Origin of the sequence: Streptomyces sp. URMC 127 (assembly GCF_051386535.1) — a bacterium.
Classification (GTDB): domain Bacteria; phylum Actinomycetota; class Actinomycetes; order Streptomycetales; family Streptomycetaceae; genus Streptomyces.
Genome location: NZ_JBPQTW010000057.1, coordinates 1 through 17777 on the forward strand (window position 1 = coordinate 1; position 17777 = coordinate 17777).

Here is a 17777-nt window from a genome sequence, read left to right on the forward strand (position 1 = left end):
GCGGGGGCGGGCAGCGAGCGCAGGACGGACAGGACCCAGTCGCCGGAGGCGTTCGTGCCGGTGCGCCCGGCGTCGACGCCGCGCTGTACGGCGTGGGCGACGTCCTTGCCGAAGGCGGTCGCCGCCGTGCCCACCTGGTCGCCCAGGTTCTTCACCCGGTTGAGTATGCCCATGCCCTGACCCCGTTTCACCTGCGATGTTTCGTACGGCGGCGACACTTTACCCAGTGCCGGGGGCGGCTTCGCCGGGCGCGGCGGTGACCGGCTCGCCGGGCGGGAACGGCGCGCGGGCCGCCGGCCCGGGGCGGCCGTGCTCACCCGCGCCGGAGCTCTGGACTAGCCTGTGGGCACGATGAACCGTTTTTTGACGCCGTGGGGCGAGCTGGTCCTGACCCGTTTCCCCGAGGACCCCCGCGACCAGCTGCGTGCCTGGGACGCCGCCGACGAGTACCTGCTCCAGCACCTGGCGGGCAGCGCGGAGAGCGCCGGTGCCCCCGCGGACCTGTCCGGCACCGTGGCGGTGCTGGGCGACCGGTGGGGCGCGCTGACCACCGCCCTCGCCCGGCAGGGCGCCCGGCCCGTGCAGATCACCGACTCGTTCCTGGCCCGGCAGGCCACGCTCCGCAACCTGGAGCGCAACGGCGTCGCCGCGAAGGCGGTTGCGCTGCTGTCGACGAGGGACACCCCGCCGGACCGCATCGACGTCCTGCTGGTCCGCGTGCCCAAGAGCCTCGCGCTCCTGGAGGACCAGCTGCACCGGCTCGCGCCCCGGCTGCACGCCGGGTCCGTCGTCGTCGGCGCGGGCAAGGTCACGGAGATCCACACCTCGACGCTGAAGCTGTTCGAGCGGATCGCCGGCCCCACCCGCACCTCGCTGGCCGTGAAGAAGGCCCGGCTCATCTTCTGCTCGCCGGACCCCGCCGTCCCCCAGTCCGGGAGCCCGTGGCCGCACCGCTACGCCCTGCCGCTCGGCATCGGGCCGGCCTCCGGGCTGATGGTGACCAACCACGCGGGGATCTTCTGCGCCGACCGCCTCGACATCGGCACCCGGTTCTTCCTGCGCAACCTGCCGCAGCGGCGCGGCCCGGAGCGGGTCGTGGACCTCGGCTGCGGCAACGGCATCGTCGGGACGGCCGCGGCGCTGGCCAACCCGCAGGCCGAGGTGATGTTCGTCGACGAGTCGTACCAGGCGGTGGCGTCCGCCGAGGCCACCTTCCGGGAGAACGCGGGACCGCGGGCGAAGGCCGAGTTCCGGGTGGGCGACGGCCTGGCGGGCGTGCCGGCCGAGTCCGTGGACCTGGTGCTGAACAACCCGCCCTTCCACTCCCACCAGTCGACGACCGACGCGACGGCCTGGCGCATGTTCACCGGGTCGCGGGCCGCGCTGCGCCGCGGCGGCGAGCTGTGGGTCATCGGCAACCGGCACCTGGGCTACCACATCAAGCTGCGCCGGCTGTTCGGCAACTGCGAGACCGTGGCGAGCGACCCGAAGTTCGTCGTCCTCAAGGCGGTCAAAAACTAAACGACTTGGAGCCGGGCACCCCCCTGGTGGGCAGTGATCCAGATCACTGCCCACCGGAGGTTTAGGGCTTCTGAGGGCACACGCGGCCATGGCATGATCATGCCGTTACCGGCGGGTAGCCATCCGGTTCACCCGCCCCTGCCGTGTGATGCGGGCCGGAGTGCCGACGCCTCCGGCCCGCCCCCACCTCACGCTCCGAGGATCGAATTTGCGCAAGCCCGCACGATTCATCGCTTTACCCGCCATCACCGCCGCCTCCCTGCTCGCCACCGGGTGCTCCGCGGCCTCCGGGCCCTCCGGCAGTGACCCCGGCGCCGGCACGGAGAAGGCGGCAGCGGCCCGGCCGCCCGCCGCGAAACCCCAGCTCGCCGTCCGGGCCGCGCCCGAGGGCGCGGGCGCCCCGAGCGCCGTGGCCCGCCCCTCCGGCTCCGGCAGGACGGCGCAGAAGTCCGCGCTGAAGGTCGCCTCGTTCGACAAGAGCAGCGGACGCGCCGTCATCTCCGGCGCGGCGAAGCCCCCCAAGGGCGTGGCTCCCGGCCGCACCCCCGCGCCGTCCGGCTCGGCGGGTGCCGGCAGCAGCGCCGGACCCGGCAAGAACGACCAGGTGGCCGTCGGCGACATCATCGCCAGCGCGCCCGCCCCCGGGGCCCCCGACGGTGTCCTCGCCAAGGTCACCAAGGTGCTCGGGCAGACCGAGAAGGGCACGGAGGTCAACACCGCCCCGGCCACCCTGGGCGCCCTGCTGGGCGACTCGCAGGCCAAGGGCGCGGTGCCCGTCGACCCGTCCACGGTCGAGGTCGAGCCGCTCGTCAAGGGCGTCAAGGCCTCGTGGACGAAGACGGGGAACGTCCACTTCGGGCCCAAGGGCGCGAAGGTGCCGCTGGGCAACCTGCGGCTCGACGTCGGTACGTCCATCGCCACCGCCAAGGACGCCCCGGCCTCCGCCGCGGCGTCGGCCTCGGGCTACGTCCAGCTGGCTCCGGAGGTCGACTTCGCCTACGACGGCGGTGGCGCGGGCTTCGGCGGCGCACCCGCGAGCGCCTCGGTGTCGCTGTCGGGCGACTGGTCCTCCCAGTGGGAGCTCAAGGGCCAGGCGGCCGCCTCGACGGACGGCAAGCCGCTGCGCGTGCCGTTCGCCAAGCTGCACGCCTCGCCGGTCATCCAGGTCGGTCCGGTGCCGGTCGTGGTCAACCTCGGCCTCACCTGCTACCTGCAGGTGGACGCCGACGGCCACGTCAACGCCGACGTCAAGGAGGACCTCAAGGGAGGCTTCCGCGTCGGCGGCGCGTACAACCGCGGCAAGGGCTGGTCGCCGGTCAGCACCTCCGACTTCTCGGCCACGTCGCCGCAGGCGTCCGTGACCGCGGCCGGCAAGGTGAAGGCCGCGCTCGGCGCCGAGGCGTCCGTCGGTCTGTACGGCGCGGTCGGCGTGAAGGCCGACGTCGCCCCGTACCTGCGGGCCGAGGCGGAGGGCAGCGCCACCGCCTCCGCCGACGGCAAGGCCTCGGCCACCGGCAAGTGGGGCGCCTACGGCGGGCTGGACCTCGCGGGAGCCCTCCAGCTCCAGCTGCGGATCTTCGGCACGCCCGTCTTCGAGAAGCCGATCCCGCTGGGCTCGCTCCACAAGGAGTGGAAGCTGGCGGGCGGCGAGGGCACCGTCTCGACGGCGGGCCGCCGCAAGTAGGTCACCGCACACAGGCACCACCGCACACGGGCACCGGTGCGCGCACGTTCCGCGGCGCGCACCGGTGCCCTGCCGTGCGACCGGGCCCTGTTACTTGGAGGCCCGCAGCGAGTAGACCATCGGGATGCGCGGGCGGCCCTCCGGGAGCCGGTAGACCACGGCCTCGCCGCCGCGGCTGCCGCTCGTGTCCCGGGCCCGGACCATGCCGCCGAGGTACTCGAAGAGCGTGAAGTCGTGTTCGTGGAGGAACTCCAGCCGCAGGCCGGCGGCGATCACCGCGCTGACCACGTCGCCCAGCGTGTGCTGCCACTCGACCGAGCGGTTGTGCCGCGTCCGGGCGGTGAGGGCGGCGTACGAGCCCGGCTCGTCGTAGGTGAACGGCCCGGGAGCGAAGTAGTCCTCGGCGAACGCGCTGCCGTCCTCGCCCAGGCACATGGCCACCGGGTGGAACTCCGCCAGGTACAGGAAACCGCCGGGCGCCACCAGTTCCGCGGCCGCGCGCGCCCACCGCGTCAGGTCGGGCAGCCAGCACAGGGCGCCGAAGCCGGTGTAGACGATGTCGAAGGTCTCGCCCCGCAGCGCGGCCGGCGCGTCGTACACGTCGGACTCGACGAACCGGGCCCGCTCCTCGCCCACCTCCGCGGCCAGCGCCCGGGCCGAGGCGACGGCCGCGCCGGAGAAGTCCAGCCCGGTCACCTCGGCGCCCCGGCGGGCCCAGGACAGGGTGTCGGTGCCGATGTGGCACTGCAGGTGGAGCAGGCGCTTGCCGGTGACGTCACCGACCTCGTCCGCCTCGAACCCGCGCAGGTCGTTGCGGCCGGCCTTGAAGCCCGCCACGTCGTAGAAGGCGCTCTCGGTGTGCAGGGGCACGCGCTCGTCCCACATCGCGCGGTTGGTCTCGCGCCAGTCCGGGGCGGCCCCGCCGCGCCCGCCGTCCGTGCGTTCGCCGGTGGTCGTCACGGCCTCGACGCTAGCCGGGCCGGGCGCGGGACCGCGAACGAATTTCCGCAGAGGCGCGCCGGGGGTGCGCACGCCGGGGGGTGCGTGCCGTGGCGCGGCGGGCCGCGCGCGCTGCGGGAGAGGCGTACGGAGCGACGGCTCGCGCGTTGTGCTGGGTAGTGAGGAGCAGGACGTCACGCATGACACGGGCGTGACGGCAGGAGAGGGGTGGGGAGTGCAGGTGGGCTCCGCGTCCGCTCCTGCCGGTCACGGGCCTCCGGCACACGGGAAGGAAGGCACGTTGATCCGTCTGGCGCGGGGCGCTACGGGGTTCCGGGGGCCGCACGAGGCTCCTCTGCCACGGACCGAGGCGGCGCTGTTCCGGGCCGCGTGTTTCACCGCGGCCATGGAGGCGCGGGGGCGGGCGGGCGAGGTGGTCCCGGGCGAGGTGCAGACGTTCCGCCGGGCGACGCTGAGCGACGGCTACGGCCGCGTGTTCACGGCTCTGGGCCACGTCCACCTGCCCGTGGTCGCCTTCACCACGGACGAGGTCCGCGAGGGCGAGCCGGTGCCCGGGTTCGCGGACCCGCCACTGTGGGCGCAGGTCTTCGAGACGGCGGGGCTGCGGGTGATGGGCGTCAAGGAGCTGATGACCCCCTTGGAGGAGGTCGACGTCTCGGAGCTGTCACCGGCCGAGCTCACGGAGATCCGCTACTGGAAGCCCTCGTGCCTGGGTGACGTCCTGTTCAACTGGTGGGACTGACCGGGGGCCGCCTCCCCGCCGGGCCGCCCGCGGCCGGGCCGGTGTACGGTCGGGTGTCGTCCGCAGGGGCGGCGGCCGGGCCGAGCGCGAGAGAACAGAGGTGGCGTCACGATGAGTCCCCGCCGGGGTGCTGCCCCGGGCGAGCCGACCTTCACGGAGCGGGCGCGCCGGCAGCAGATCATCGAGAGCACGATCGACCTGATCTCCACGCGTGGCTACCCGGCGGCGTCGCTGTCGGCGATCGCGGAGGCGGCGGGCATCTCCAAGGCCGCCGTCCTCTACCACTTCTCGTCGAAGGACAACCTCACGCGCACGGCGCTGACGCAGGTGCTGGAAGAGTTCACCGCGTACGTCACCGAGCGCGTGGAGAAGGAGACGGACCCGCTGGACGGGCTCGTCGCCTACGTCCGGGCGATGATCGGCTACCAGCAGGCCAACCGGCGCCACGTGCGCGTGATCACCGAAATGCTCCTGGACGACGAGGGCGGCACCCGGCTGAAGACGCCGGGCCGCCACCGGACGGGCGGCCGTCTGCAGGGCCTGATGGAGCTGCTGGCGGCGGGTCAGGCTGCGGGCCGGCTGCGCGCGTTCGACACGCAGGTCATGGCCCTCGCGATCGGCGGTGCGATCGACGGAGTGGTCTCCCACTGGCTCGCCGACCCGGAGACCGATCTGGACGCCGCGGCCGACGAGCTGGTGACGTTCACGCTGAACGCGGTGCGGGCCCCGGACTGAGCCCGCCTGGCCGGGCCCCTACGCCCGCGCGAAGGCGGGCGCGCGCTCGGGCCGTATGCCGAAGCCGCCGAGGAACGCCGTGGCGGTGCGCAGGGGACGGGACCGGCGCAGGGCCCGCAGGGGCAGAGGCAGGGTAGCGGCGGTCAGGGTGCCGTCGAGGGCGCTGCGGATCAGCTGGTGCTCGCCCTGCTGCGACCGCTGGACGAGGGCCGTGGGGAGCGTGCGGCGCTTCTGCACCCGTGCGAGGTCGCGGCCGCTGACCGTGCCCTCGCGCAGCGGCCGGGCGAGGATGCGGGCGGCCGCGACGGCGTCCTGGACCGCGAGGTTGACGCCGACGCCGCCGACGGGCGACATGGTGTGGGCGGCGTCGCCGATGCAGAGCACGCCGTTGCCGTACCAGCGCGGGAGCCGGCCCATGCTCACGTCGAGCAGCTTGACGTCGTCCCAGGAGCGGATGGCGGCGGTCACGGAGGCGTCCCAGCCGAAGAGGGCGCCGAGCCGGTCGCGGAACCACTGGACGTCCCGGGAGCGCAGTTCCGCGTCGCGGCCCTTGCCGATGAGGTAGGACGTCTGGAAGTAGGTGCCGCGGTCCATGGTGACGGCGGCCTGGCCGTCACCGAAGCGGGCGAAGACGCGGCCGTCCTTGACGCCGCCGCGGGGCGCGTCCACGCGGACCTGCCACACGTCCATGGGGACGTCGAACTCCTCCGGGACGAGGCCGGCTTCCCGGCGGACGACGGAGCGGCGGCCGTCGCAGCCGACGGTGAGGCCGGCGGCGATCTCGCCGGGGGTGCCGTCCTCGGCGGTGTAGCGCACGCCGGTCACGCGGCCGCCGTCCCGGCGCAGGCCGGTGACCTCGGTGCACATGCGCAGGGTGAAGGAGGGCTCGGCCGCGGCGGCGCTCGCCAGCAGGTCGAGGAAGTCCCACTGGGGGACCATGGCGATGTACTTGTGGCGGCCGGGGATGCGGCGGAAGTCGGCCGCGACGACGGTGGTCCCGGCGATCTCCATGCGCATCTCCTCCAGCTTGGGGAAGGGCAGCCGCGCGAACCGCTCGCCGAGGCCGAGCTCGTCGAGCAGGCGCAGGGTGGAGGGGTGGACGGTGTCGCCGCGGAAGTCGCGCAGGAAGTCGCGGTGCTTCTCCAGGACCGTCACCTCGATCCCCGCTCTCGCCAGCAGCAGTCCCAGCATCATCCCCGCGGGGCCGCCGCCCACCACGCAGCATGTCGTGCGCTCCATGCGTCCTGCCTCTCGTTCGAGCACAGCTCTAACCGATCGGTCAGTAATCTAACCGATCGGTCAGCCGCTGTCGCGGAGAGGCCGGAAAGCCGTCTCACCGAGGCCGGGGAAACTGTCTCGCGGAGGCCGGAAAAGCCGTCAGGAACGGCGCCCGCTCCGCCCGCTTCACGCCGTCAGCGCCGCACGTTCCTCCGCGTCCGCGCCGGCCGCGGCAGCGGCCGCCAGCTCCTCCATGGACAGGCCCAGCACGGCGGCCAGCGCCGCGATCGTGAAGAAGGCGGGCGTCGGCGCGCGGCCGGTCTCGATCTTGCGGAGCGTCTCCACGGACAGGCCCGCGGCGGCGGCGATCTCCACCATGCTCCGCTCGCCGCGCGCCTCGCGGAGCAGGGCGCCGAGCGTCTCGCCGCGCCGCCGCTCCCAGGGGGTCAAGGGGGTCCTCACCATGGGGCGGATTCTAGACCGTGATACTAATACCGGTATAAGAATTGGTGACGAGCCCAGGGGAGACCCGGAACCATGGTGGAGATCAAGACCGACGGCGAGCTGGATGCCATGCGCGAGGCGGGCCGGATCGTGGCCAACGCGCTGGCCGCGGTCCGCGACGCGGCGAAGACGGGCGTGACGCTGCGGGAGCTGGACGAGGCGGCCCACACCGTCATCAAGGACGCCGGGGCGAGCTCCCCCTTCCTGGGCTACAAGCCCGACTTCGCCCCCACGCCGTTCCCCGGGGTGATCTGCGCGTCCGTCAACGACGTCATCGTGCACGGCATCCCGGGCGACTACGCGCTGCGCGACGGCGACCTGGTCAGCATCGACTGCGGTGCGAAGCTCGACGGCTGGACGGGCGACGCCGCCATCAGCTTTGTCGTCGGCACGGCGCGCCCGGCCGACACCGCCCTGATCGACGCCACGCAGCGGGCGCTGGACGCTGCCATCGCCGCGGCCGTGCCCGGCAACCGCATCGGGGACATCTCCCACGCCGTCGGCACCGTCGCCCGCTCCGGCGGCTACGGCATGCCCGCGGACTTCGGCGGCCACGGCATCGGCCGCGAGATGCACGAGGACCCGCACGTGCCCAACCGGGGCCGTCCCCGCCGGGGCATGCCGCTGCGCCACGGCCTGGTCCTCGCGCTGGAGCCGATGCTCATGGCGGGCGGCAGCAACGCCTACCGCACGGACCGCGACGGCTGGACGATACGCACCGCCGACGGCAGCCGCGCCGCGCACATCGAGCACACGGTCGCCATCACCAAGGACGGCCCGCGGGTGCTGACGCTGCCGTAGGGCACGTACCGCAGGCGGAAGGGCCGCGGCGGCGCCGGGCCGGACGGCCGCAAGAAAGGTGCCGCCGCGGGCCTTGCCAGTGTCCCGGCCCGGTGGGAGATTCTCGGGTGGCCCCGTCGGCCGTTCCGCCGCAGCGTTTCCGCAAAAGGAGATGCGTCGTGCCCGCAGCGCCGAAAGTGAGCGGCAGACCGAGCCCACTCGTTCTGCCCCAGGCCCCCGACGGATTCCGCAAGGTGATGAAGGCGCTGCGCGCCCGGCCTCCGCTGCGGAGCGCGCGGCTGCCCGCGGAGCCGCCCTGGCAGAGCCGGTTCCTGGCGCCCCCGCAGGCCGTTCCGCGCGTCTCCTTGCGGGAGTTCGGCTATCACGAGCGCGAGTTGCTGCACGCGAGGGGGCACGTCGACGACACGGCCGTCGCGGGGCCGTGGCGCATCCTCACGGACGAGGGCCTGAGCCACCTGACCGCGGTGTGCGAGCAGCTCGAACCGGCGGCGCAGGACGCGGGTTTCACCGCGACGCGGCGGCTGCGCGCCGCCGATCTGCTTTCGCCGTTCATCGCCAATATGATCCGCGACCGCGCGTTCCTCCTCACGTGTTCGCGGCTGGTCGGCATTCCGCTGATTCCCCATCCGCTGCGGCTTCCCACGGCCCAGATCAATTACGGCGAGGGCAGCGGACGGCAGGGCGGTGTGCACTGGCACCGCGACGGCATGGACTACGTCTTCACGATTCAGCTCAGCGGCTACGCGGACTACGACGGCGGCCGCTTCACGTACTTCCGGGGGCGTGCGGACGAATTCCCCGGGCCGGTGCCGGACGATTCCCGGTTCCGCGTGGCGGATCTCGGCGAGCGCGGTGCGACGCTGTTCCTCCACGGCAGCCGGATCTTCCACGCGGTCACGCCCGTGACGAAGGGCCACCGCGTGACGCTGGTCATCTCCTTGTTCTGCCCGTATTTCGCGCGCCAGGATTCGAATACCTTCTGGCACCTGGCGGCCGACGACGGTATTGCCGCCACCGTGCCCGGGTGGCTGCGCCTGAAGCGGCCCGTACGGAATCCGGCCGTGGACTTCGGGCTGCGTGCCGCGAGTCCGGTGGTCACCTGGGACGACCTGCCCTGACCGCTGCCGCACCGCTCCTCTTCCTGCCCTGCCGCAGGCCCGCGCGCGCCTGCGGCGGGGCGCGCGCGTGGGCACGCGGAGCGCCGGGAGGCGCGCTCCGGCCTTCCGGCGCGCTCCTCGCGCACGCGCCCGGCCGCAATGCCGCCGAGGAGGGGAGGGCGCCGGAGGGCACTGGAAAGGAGCGGGCCACAGATCGTCGTGCGCGGCAGGCTCGCAAACCGCCCGCTCCGTAACGTCCGGTGAGGTCCTGGCAATTGATCCATGCCCTGCGCATGCATATCCCGGAACGGTTCCGGCGGCAGGCTTTTCCGCATATTCCCTGGTGACGCGGTAAGAGCGCACCCCCCGACCGGCCCGCCGCGCCGTTCTCGAACAGGAATCCATACCGTTCATGCGCTAATACCAGCGGTTCCGATCAAGTAATACGCTCCGAAAAAAGTGGCCGGAACGAATATCCCCGGCCCCGGGCCGCCCATGATTCGCTGACCGCGTATGCACGCATACTGCCGGACCACGGCGAGGAGAGACTGATGGCCGAAGTCAAGAAGATGATCACTCCGACACCCACGGCGTCGTCGCGCCCCTGCGGTTTCGTTTCGCCCGACAAGGGCAACGCCCCGACGATCACGCCGATCCCGAAGGCGGAGTCGGTCACGGACGTCGCCGAGACGAAGGAACCGGTCACCCCTGCCTAGCAGTACCGGCGCACCGGTTCCGACGGGCCCGCCGCGATCCACGCCCGCGGCGGGCCCGTTCCACGGACGCGCTCCCCCGGCCGGCGTCCCGGCCCCGTCCGATCCGCACCTGATCCAGGAGGAAGTCCACCGATGTCGGCTCCGGTTTACCAGTCCTCCCGCTACGTCCGTACGATGCGCACCGCCGGAGACCGCGACTTCTCGCGGTTCGGCGGCCGGCTCGACGCCTACGACGGCACCGAGCGCACGGTGGCCTTCCACTCGCTCTTCGGCAACGCCCGCCTGGTGGACCGCGACACGGTCGAGCTGCTGCGCGAGGCCGCCGCCGGCATCCCCCTGGACGAGCTGCGCGAGCGCGCGGGCGGCGCGGCCGTCGACAGCCTCATCGAGGCGCAGTACCTGGTGGAGGCCGGCCACGACGAGGCGGCGCAGATCGACGAACTCCTCGCCGCCCGCGGCGAGGCGCTCAGCAGCGGCGTCTTCCACTCCTCCATCCAGCTCGTGCTGACCAACGCGTGCAACTTCTCCTGTCAGGGCTGTTTCGCCTACAACTTCGACGGCGGCGTGGAGGAGCGCAACACCTCCGGGGAGTCCGTCAAGCCCGGACCGGTCCTCGTCCAGCTGCGCACGGCGCGCGGCGACAGCGGCCCGACGCTCGCCCGCGGGGACTGGAACGAGGGCACCGACGGCGCCCGCAACCCCTCGATGCACATGTCCCCGCAGGTGGCCGAGAAGACGCTGCGGGAGGCGGTGGCGCTGCGCAAGGCCAACGGCGGCGGCGAGCTCACCGTGTCGTTCTTCGGCGGCGAGCCGACGCTCGCCCGCAACACGATCCTCCACATCCTGCGCACCTTCGGGCACTTCTACGACGGCGTCTCCCTGTCCTACGACATGACGAGCAACGGCTCGCGCATCGACGCCGAGCTGCTGCAGGCGCTGGCCGACTACCGCGTCGCCACCACCGTCTCGATCGACTACCTGGTGCCCGAGACCGGGGAGTTCCGCGGCGGGCAGCAGCAGCGCACGCCGTGGCCCGTGGTCCGCAAGGCCATCCTCGACATGAAGGCCGCGGGCGTGCCCGTCAGCATCACCACCGTCCTGTCGCAGTACACGTGGGACAAGTGGGGCACCCCGCTGATCGACTTCGTCGCCGAGGCCGGGCTGGACTCCCTGGACGTGATCGTCTCCTTCCAGGCCCGCGAGTTCTTCGAGCAGCACAGCCCGCACGAGGTGGCGCAGAAGCTGCTGGCCGCCGTCGACTACGGGCGCGAGCGCGGCGTCCAGCTCAGCGGCTACTGGTACCAGACGTTCCAGATGATCGCCGACGAGGCGAAGTGGGCGGCCCAGGCCGACTACAAGACCTGCCCGGCCGTGGGCCGGCAGCTGTCCATCGAGCCCAACGGCAGCGTGTTCGCCTGCAAGGCGACGGCGCGCAAGCTCGGCACCATCGACGACTGGCGGGGCGTGTTCAACTCGGCGGCCTACCGCGACTACGGCATGCGCGCCTACACCAACGGCCCCGGCTGCCAGGGCTGCGAGCTGCAGGGCACCTGCTCGGGCGGGTCCGCGGGCGCGCTGGAGGAGGAGAACGGGTCCATCCAGGTGATGTCGCCGGGCTACTGCGCGTACATGCGCGAGGTCGTGCAAGGGCTGCTGGAACGCCACCACGCCCAGGTCTGCGCGAGCGTCTGAAGGAGCCCGTGCAGATGCCGACGATCGGCCTGAACTTCGGGCACGACGGGGGCGCGGCCCTGGCCCAGCCCGCGGGCGTGCACGTCATCGAGGGCGAGCGCCAGGTGGGGCTGCGCCACGTGTGCGGCGGCAACGAACGGTTCGCGGCGTCGGCCGGCGACTGGGTGAACCGGCTGCACGCCCTGGCCCGCGGACCGGTGAGCGCCGTCGCCGTCGCCGACTGGTACACGCCGGCGTGCCGGATCCTGCCCGCCGGGCTCGTGGAGCTCGTCTCCGAGGACATCACGTGGAGCCGCCCGGGCGACGCGCTGGCCACGTCCGTCCTGCGTCCGGTCAAGTCCGCGGACTGGCCGCTCGCCGACGGCCCGGCCGGTCCCCTGCCGGTGATCGCCGTGCGCCACCACTACGCGCACGCCGCCCTGGCCTACTACACCTCCGGCGCGGACAAGGCGATCGCCCTCGCCCTGGACGGGACGGGCAACTACGCCGAGTGCGGCATGGTGTGCCTGGGCGACGGCGCGTCACTGACCCCCGTCCTGTCGTTCAGCAACCGCACGGGGCCGCGCTTCGGGCTGGTCTACGAGGCGCTGGCGCGCCGGGTGCACGGCGGCCAGTTCGACACGGGCAAGCTGCTGGGCCTGGCCGCCACCGGCACCGTCGACGCCGGCCTCCTGCCCGTGCTGCGCACCATGCTGGCCGGGGAGCGCGCCCGGCGCGCCGCGCCCGACCTGCTCGCTCCCCTCGGCGGCGAGGCGCCCGCCGGCAGCGCCCTGCGCTACGAGGACACCTGGTACCCGTACGACGAGGACGCGGGCGGCTATCTGGACGGCCTGCTGGGCGACGCCACCGACGACGACGTGGTGCACTCCTACGGCGGGGTGTTCCCCGACGAGATCCGCACGCCCCGCGGGCACCGGTTCCTCGTCGGGCACGGCCCGGGCGACCCGGTCTGCCGGAACCTGGCCGCAACCCTCCAGGCGGCCGTGGAGGAGGACCTCACCCACCTCGTCGCCGGGCTGCACGCCCGCTGGCCGGACCGCTCGGTGCTCTGCTACGCCGGGGGCTGCGCCCTGAACATCACGGCGAACACCAGGATCGCCGAGAGCGGGCTGTTCTCGCGGGTGCACATCCCCACCTGCTGCGACGACTCCGGCATCGCCCTGGGCGCGGCGCTGGCCGTGGCCGCGCCGCAGGACCGGCCGGGGCCGGGCGGCGGCCGCCCGGGAGCCGAACTGGCCTACGGCGGCCCGCTGCTCACCACGCGCGGCCGGGAGAACAGCGGGCACACCCGTACGACGCTGGCGAGCGACGCGGCCCTCGCCGAGCACGTGGCGGGCATGCTCGCCGGGCGCAAGTGCGTGGCCTGGCTGGGCGGCGGGATGGAGACGGGGCCGCGCGCCCTCGGGCACCGGTCGCTGCTGGTCTCGCCGCACTGGCCCGGCGCCCGGCGCCACGTCTCGCAGACCATCAAACGGCGCGAGTGGTTCCGGCCGGTGGCGCCCCTGTGCCCGGCGGAAGTGGCGGGCACGTACTTCGCCGGGCCGCTCGACCACACCGACACGATGCTGTTCGCGGTGCGCGTCCGCGAGGAGCACGCCGAACGGCTCGCCGAGGTGCGGCACATCGACGGCACGGCGCGGCTGCAGACCCTGCACGCCGACCGGCACCCGCTGCTGCACCGCGTGTGCCACGCGGTGGCCCGCCGCACCGGGCTGCCGATCCTCATCAACACCAGCGCCAACGGCGGCGGGCGGCCCATCCTCAACGACCTCGGGGACGCCCTGGAGCTGCTGGACACCACGGCCCTGGACGCGGTCGTCCTGGCCGACGAGCGCACCGTCATCACCTGACCAGGAGCAAGGAGCACCGACCATGGCGAGGACCCAGCTCAGGGACGTCCGCAAGAAGCTGCCGCTGCGCGTGCTGTCCCCCGAGGACTGGGAGCACTGGATCACCCGCGGGCACGTCGTCGTCCGGCAGGCCGTCCCCGCGGACAACGTCGAGCGGCTGACGCGGGCGCTGTGGGAGTTCGAGGACATGGCGCCCGGCGATCCGGCCACCTGGTACGCGGACCGCACGGACAACCAGCGGCTGCCGGGCCACAGCGGGCTGGTGGAGATCTACAACCACCAGGCCATGTGGGACAACCGGCAGACGCAGCGGGTGTACGACGCGTTCGTCGACATCTGGGACACCCCGGCCCTGTGGGTCGTGATCGACTTCGCCAACGTCAATCCGCCGAACCGCGGCACCCGTGCCTTCGAGGGGTTCGTCCACTGGGACGTCGACACCTCCCGGCGCCCGCTGCCCATCAGCTGCCAGGGCGTGCTCTCGCTCAGCGAGGGCAACGAGGAGATCGGCGGCTTCCAGTGCGTGCCGGGGATCTTCGAGAAGCTGGATGCCTGGCTGGAGGAACAGCCGCCCGACCGCGATCCGATGACGCCCGACATCACCGGCTACGAGATCGAGACGCTCCGCGTCGACCCCGGCGATCTGATCATCTTCAACAGCCTGCTGCCGCACGGGGTGCGTCCGAACCGCTCCGCGGACCGGGTGCGTATGGCACAGTACATCTCCATGGCGCCCGCCCTGGAGGACGACGCCGCGCTCCGGGACAGCCGCGTACGGTTCTGGCGGGACCGCATCCCGCCGCACGAGCACGAGCACCACGGAAGCCCTCGCAAGAAGGAGCGCGAGCTGTACGGGCGCGCCGAGCTCACCCCGCTGGGCGAGCGGCTTCTGGGGCTCACGAGTTGGTCGTGACCGTGCCGGGCGGCGGGGCGGCGGTGCGCGGCCGGACCCGGAGTGAAGTCCCTTGACCAAGACCGGTGCACCGGCCGGAACGCCCGTGCTGGGCAGCCGCTTCCGCTGGCTGTGGTCGTCGTCCGTGGCGTCCAACGCCGGTGACGGCGTCACCCGCACCCTGCTGCCGCTGCTGGTGGTCGCGAGCCACCCGCAGCCGATGGTGGTGGCCGGGCTCACGGCGGTGAACATGCTGCCGTGGCTGCTGTTCGCGCTGCCCGCGGGCGTGCTGGCGGACCGTCACGACCGGCGGCGCATCCTGCTGATCAGCAACCTCACGCGGGCGGCCGCGCTGCTGGCGGCCGTCGGCGCGTTCGCGGCGGGCACGTCGCTGGCCGTGCTGTTCGTGCTCTCGTTCGTCCTGGGGATCGCCGAGACGCTGGCGGAGACCGCCGCGCCGGCGATGCTGCCGGACATCGTGGCCTCCGAGCACCTGGAGCTCGCCAACGGCCGGCTCTTCGCACCGCAGGTCATCCTCAACGAGATGGCGGGCCCCCCGCTGGCCGGGCTCCTGGTCGGCGCCGGCGCGACGCTGGCCCTGGCGACCGGCGGCGCGCTGTACGGCTTCGCGGCCGTGCTGCTGCTGGGCCTGGCCGGCGTCAAGGCGGCCCCGCGCACCGCTCCCCCGCCCGGCACCTCCGCGGCCCGCTCCATGTGGCAGGACCTGCGCACGGGCGTCTCCTTCGTGCTCACGCGGGCAGCGCTCACCCGCACGCTGGCCGCCAGCGCCCTCTACGGCCTGGTGTACTCGGCGACGTTCTCGATGCTGGTGCTGCTGGCCTACCGCACCCTGCACCTGCACGCCACCGGCTACGGCCTGCTGCTCACCGCCGGCTCGGTGGGCTCGGTCGCCGGTACGTGGCTCGCGCCCCGGCTCTCGCGGCGGCTGCCCACGCTCGTCATGGCGCAGTGGTCGCTGATCCTGTCGGGCGCGGCCTACGTGGGCCTGGGCCTGGCGGACCACGTCGCGGCCGCCGGCGCCGCGATCTTCTGCAACGGCGTCTTCATGATGAGCTGGAACATCCCCGTGCTGTCCCTGCGGCAGCGGTTCGCGCCGCCGGAGCTGCAGGGCCGCGTGATGAGCGTGTCACGCCTGTGCTCGTGGGGAACGATGCCGATCGGGGCGGCCCTCGGCGGCCTGCTCGCCCGCACCACCTCCGTCACCACCGTCTTCGTCTCGTCCGGCGCCGTCCTGATCCTGGGATCGGTCGCCCTGCTCGCACCGCTGCGCCAGGACGTCCTCACCGGCGAACAGCCGGAGGCCGCCCCCGTGCCGCGGCAGCACACCGACACCGAAAGAGGAGAGCATGACCGCGGAACCGTATGACACCGTGATCGTCGGCGGCGGCCCGGCGGGCCTGGGCGCCGCGCTGTACCTCGGGCGTTCGCGCCGGCGCGTCGCGCTCGTCGACTCCGGCGACGCCCGGAACATGGCCGCGGGCGTCATGCACAACGTCCTCACCAACGACGGCGTGACCATCGCGGACTTCCGCGCCCGCGCCCGCGCCGAGATCTCGCGCTACGGCGTTGCGTTCCTCGACGACGAGGTGATCTCCGTGGCGCCCGAGGGCGACCGCCTGGTGACCGTCGCCAAGGAGGCCGGGGCCCTCACCAGCCGGACGGTGATCTACGCGGCGGGCGTGCGCTCGAAGATGCCCGCCGTGCCGGGGCTCGCCGCGCTGTGGGGCAAGGGCGTGTTCGAGTGCCCGTACTGTCACGCCTACGAGGTGCGGGACGGGCACTTCGGGGTGTACGGCGGCGCGGTGCCCGGCGAGTGCCTCGCCGCGACCCTGACCGCGTGGACGTCCTCGCTGACCTACCTGTCGGACCGGCGGGAGCTGCCCGAGGAGGAGCGGGGCTACCTGGCCGCCTCCGGTGTCACCACCGTGCCCGACGAGGTCACCGGGGTGTCCGCGCACCCGGACGGCGTCGCCGTGGAGCTGGCGGGCGGGCGCACCCTCACGTTCACGGCCCTCTTCCTGCACCTGGACACCGAGCCGCGCGTGGAGCCGCTGCGGCCCTGGCTGCAGGCCGCCGACCTCACCGAGGTCCAGACCGACGAGCGCGGCCGGACCTCGCTCCCCCGCCTGTACGTGGCCGGTGACCTCGGCAGGAACATGCAGCAGGCGGCCATGGCCGCGGCCAGCGGCGGCCTCGCCGCGATGGCCGTCAACGCCGACCTGATCCGCGAGGACCGGCCCGGCGCGCTCTACGACCTGCCGCCCGCCGCCCACTGACCCGCCGTCCCCGGCCGGCCCCGGACACGCAAGGAGAGCCCTGCCCCATGAAGTCCCCGCGCGCCGAACTCGTCCCCCACATGGAGCACTACACCTTCGTCCTGGAGGACCAGCCGTACATCGGCTTCTTCCAGTACGGCAACGAGCGGACCCCGGTGTACTCCACCGACTCGTGCGGTTTCCGGGTCACGCACACCACGGAGGGCACGGCGACGGTCGCCGACGGCCGCCCGCCGGGGCCCGTCCGGCTGCTGGCCGGCAGCTCCGCCGTGTTCGGTGTGGGGGCGAGCGGGGACCACGCGACGCTCTCCTCGCGGCTGGGCAGCCGGTACGCACCCGGGCTGCCCTGGCTCAACTTCGCGGGGCAGAGCCTGAATTCGGCGCAGGAGCTGATGCTGCTGACGCTCTTTCAGCACCTGCTGCCCGAGGTGGCGGAGATCGTCGTGTTCTCCGGCGTCAACAACCTCGTGCTCAGCCGGCTGCCGGCGGCGCAGCACGGCCGGCACGGCGCCTTCTTCGAGTGCGGCCCCGCGCCCGACGCCTCCACGGTGCCGGCCCCGGCGGAGCGCATCGCCCACGCAACGGCCCTGACCGTGCGGCACCTCAGCGGGTGGCGGCTGCTGGCCCGGGCGTTCGGGGCGCGGCTGACGTTCGTCCTGCAGCCGCTCGCGCCCTGGGTGCGGGAGGAGCCGGCGCCCCAGGAGAAGGCGCTCTTCGACGAGCTGGACGACGTCTCCAACTGGCGCCGGCTGCACAACGACATCGCCTCGATGGAGGTCGGGCGCGCCTATGCGGCCGCCCTGCGCGAGGGCTGCGCGGGCCTGGACGTGCCCTTCGTCGACATGAACACGGAGCTCGGCGCGGCGACCGGGCCCGGGGACTGGCTGTTCGTGGACCGGGTGCACTGCGTGGACGCCGGCTACGACGCGGTCGCCCGCGTCCTCGCCGAGCGCCTGAGCACCGCCTGACAAGGAAAGGGGGAGCCCGTATGGCACTGCTGCGGAGGATCCTGGCACGGCTGCTGCACCCGCGCCTGCGGCGCAAGCCGGCGCTCAAGCCGCAGCCGGC

General features: G+C 73.3%; 16 protein-coding genes. 13 read left to right on the forward strand and 3 right to left on the reverse strand.

Annotation, left to right across the window (positions count from 1 at the left end; translation table 11 throughout):
• Window positions 1-351: 351 nt before the first annotated feature.
• Together ACSNOH_RS14930 and ACSNOH_RS14935 are read left to right on the forward strand one after the other, a co-directional pair.
• Window positions 352-1521 carry a methyltransferase gene (locus ACSNOH_RS14930; protein ID WP_436721802.1) on the forward strand — a complete coding sequence of 390 codons (1170 nt, stop codon included), beginning with the start codon at window positions 352-354 and terminating at the stop codon, window positions 1519-1521.
• A gap of 208 nt (window positions 1522-1729) precedes the next feature.
• Window positions 1730-3205, forward strand: a complete 1476-nt coding sequence (locus tag ACSNOH_RS14935) for a hypothetical protein (RefSeq protein WP_436721803.1) — start codon at window positions 1730-1732, stop codon at window positions 3203-3205.
• Window positions 3206-3295: 90 nt separating this feature from the next.
• Here ACSNOH_RS14935 and ACSNOH_RS14940 read toward each other — a convergent pair whose 3' ends face one another.
• Complete coding sequence (locus ACSNOH_RS14940) at window positions 3296-4090, reverse strand: class I SAM-dependent methyltransferase (protein WP_436721830.1); 795 nt, start codon at window positions 4088-4090, stop codon at window positions 3296-3298.
• Between the two features lie 355 nt (window positions 4091-4445).
• Between ACSNOH_RS14940 and ACSNOH_RS14945 the strand changes: the two genes are divergently transcribed.
• Window positions 4446-4907, forward strand: coding sequence for a hypothetical protein (locus ACSNOH_RS14945; RefSeq protein ID WP_436721804.1), 462 nt, complete (start codon window positions 4446-4448; stop codon window positions 4905-4907).
• Between the two features lie 111 nt (window positions 4908-5018).
• On the forward strand, window positions 5019-5642 hold the full coding sequence (locus tag ACSNOH_RS14950) for a TetR/AcrR family transcriptional regulator (protein ID WP_436721805.1): 624 nt from the start codon (window positions 5019-5021) through the stop codon (window positions 5640-5642).
• Between the two features lie 18 nt (window positions 5643-5660).
• On the opposite strand, the gene ACSNOH_RS14955 is transcribed toward ACSNOH_RS14950, so the two are convergent.
• Entirely contained in the window at window positions 5661-6881 is a 1221-nt protein-coding gene (locus ACSNOH_RS14955) for an FAD-dependent oxidoreductase (RefSeq protein ID WP_436721806.1), read from the reverse strand.
• A gap of 165 nt (window positions 6882-7046) precedes the next feature.
• Window positions 7047-7325 carry a helix-turn-helix domain-containing protein gene (locus ACSNOH_RS14960; protein ID WP_436721807.1) on the reverse strand — a complete coding sequence of 93 codons (279 nt, stop codon included), beginning with the start codon at window positions 7323-7325 and terminating at the stop codon, window positions 7047-7049.
• 72 nt (window positions 7326-7397) lie between these two features.
• On the opposite strand from ACSNOH_RS14960, the gene map reads away from it, so the two are divergent.
• The 9 genes from map to ACSNOH_RS15005 all read left to right on the forward strand — a co-directional run bounded on the left by map (window position 7398) and on the right by ACSNOH_RS15005 (window position 17677).
• Window positions 7398-8165, forward strand: a complete 768-nt coding sequence (gene map, locus ACSNOH_RS14965; RefSeq protein WP_436721808.1) for a type I methionyl aminopeptidase — start codon at window positions 7398-7400, stop codon at window positions 8163-8165.
• A gap of 344 nt (window positions 8166-8509) precedes the next feature.
• A complete protein-coding gene (locus ACSNOH_RS14970; RefSeq protein WP_436721809.1) occupies window positions 8510-9283 on the forward strand; it encodes a hypothetical protein in 774 nt (257 codons plus the stop codon).
• Between the two features lie 530 nt (window positions 9284-9813).
• Window positions 9814-9978, forward strand: a complete 165-nt coding sequence (locus tag ACSNOH_RS14975) for a hypothetical protein (protein WP_436721810.1) — start codon at window positions 9814-9816, stop codon at window positions 9976-9978.
• Window positions 9979-10110: 132 nt separating this feature from the next.
• Complete coding sequence (locus ACSNOH_RS14980) at window positions 10111-11670, forward strand: radical SAM protein (protein ID WP_436721811.1); 1560 nt, start codon at window positions 10111-10113, stop codon at window positions 11668-11670.
• A gap of 14 nt (window positions 11671-11684) precedes the next feature.
• On the forward strand, window positions 11685-13520 hold the full coding sequence (locus ACSNOH_RS14985; RefSeq protein ID WP_436721812.1) for a carbamoyltransferase C-terminal domain-containing protein: 1836 nt from the start codon (window positions 11685-11687) through the stop codon (window positions 13518-13520).
• 22 nt (window positions 13521-13542) lie between these two features.
• Complete coding sequence (locus ACSNOH_RS14990) at window positions 13543-14433, forward strand: phytanoyl-CoA dioxygenase family protein (RefSeq protein WP_436721813.1); 891 nt, start codon at window positions 13543-13545, stop codon at window positions 14431-14433.
• 52 nt (window positions 14434-14485) lie between these two features.
• A complete protein-coding gene (locus ACSNOH_RS14995) occupies window positions 14486-15799 on the forward strand; it encodes an MFS transporter (protein ID WP_436721814.1) in 1314 nt (437 codons plus the stop codon).
• Window positions 15780-16709 (forward strand): NAD(P)/FAD-dependent oxidoreductase, encoded by a 930-nt coding sequence (locus tag ACSNOH_RS15000; RefSeq protein ID WP_436721815.1) that lies wholly within the window; start codon window positions 15780-15782, stop codon window positions 16707-16709. The genes ACSNOH_RS14995 and ACSNOH_RS15000 overlap by 20 nt, the downstream gene beginning before the upstream one ends.
• 47 nt (window positions 16710-16756) lie before the next feature.
• Window positions 16757-17677 carry an SGNH/GDSL hydrolase family protein gene (locus ACSNOH_RS15005; protein WP_436721816.1) on the forward strand — a complete coding sequence of 307 codons (921 nt, stop codon included), beginning with the start codon at window positions 16757-16759 and terminating at the stop codon, window positions 17675-17677.
• The last annotated feature ends 100 nt before the right edge of the window (window positions 17678-17777 follow it).

Coding starts and splice junctions, on each gene's coding strand:
- ACSNOH_RS14940 (WP_436721830.1), bottom strand. CDS start 4,090: ATGTGGGACGAGCGCGTGCCCCTGCACACCGAGAGCGCCTTCTACGAC.
- ACSNOH_RS14975 (WP_436721810.1), top strand. CDS start 9,814: ATGGCCGAAGTCAAGAAGATGATCACTCCGACACCCACGGCGTCGTCG.
- map (WP_436721808.1), top strand. CDS start 7,398: ATGGTGGAGATCAAGACCGACGGCGAGCTGGATGCCATGCGCGAGGCG.
- ACSNOH_RS14950 (WP_436721805.1), top strand. CDS start 5,019: ATGAGTCCCCGCCGGGGTGCTGCCCCGGGCGAGCCGACCTTCACGGAG.
- ACSNOH_RS14960 (WP_436721807.1), bottom strand. CDS start 7,325: ATGGTGAGGACCCCCTTGACCCCCTGGGAGCGGCGGCGCGGCGAGACG.
- ACSNOH_RS15000 (WP_436721815.1), top strand. CDS start 15,780: ATGACCGCGGAACCGTATGACACCGTGATCGTCGGCGGCGGCCCGGCG.
- ACSNOH_RS14980 (WP_436721811.1), top strand. CDS start 10,111: ATGTCGGCTCCGGTTTACCAGTCCTCCCGCTACGTCCGTACGATGCGC.
- ACSNOH_RS14955 (WP_436721806.1), bottom strand. CDS start 6,881: ATGGAGCGCACGACATGCTGCGTGGTGGGCGGCGGCCCCGCGGGGATG.
- ACSNOH_RS14930 (WP_436721802.1), top strand. CDS start 352: ATGAACCGTTTTTTGACGCCGTGGGGCGAGCTGGTCCTGACCCGTTTC.
- ACSNOH_RS14990 (WP_436721813.1), top strand. CDS start 13,543: ATGGCGAGGACCCAGCTCAGGGACGTCCGCAAGAAGCTGCCGCTGCGC.
- ACSNOH_RS15005 (WP_436721816.1), top strand. CDS start 16,757: ATGAAGTCCCCGCGCGCCGAACTCGTCCCCCACATGGAGCACTACACC.
- ACSNOH_RS14985 (WP_436721812.1), top strand. CDS start 11,685: ATGCCGACGATCGGCCTGAACTTCGGGCACGACGGGGGCGCGGCCCTG.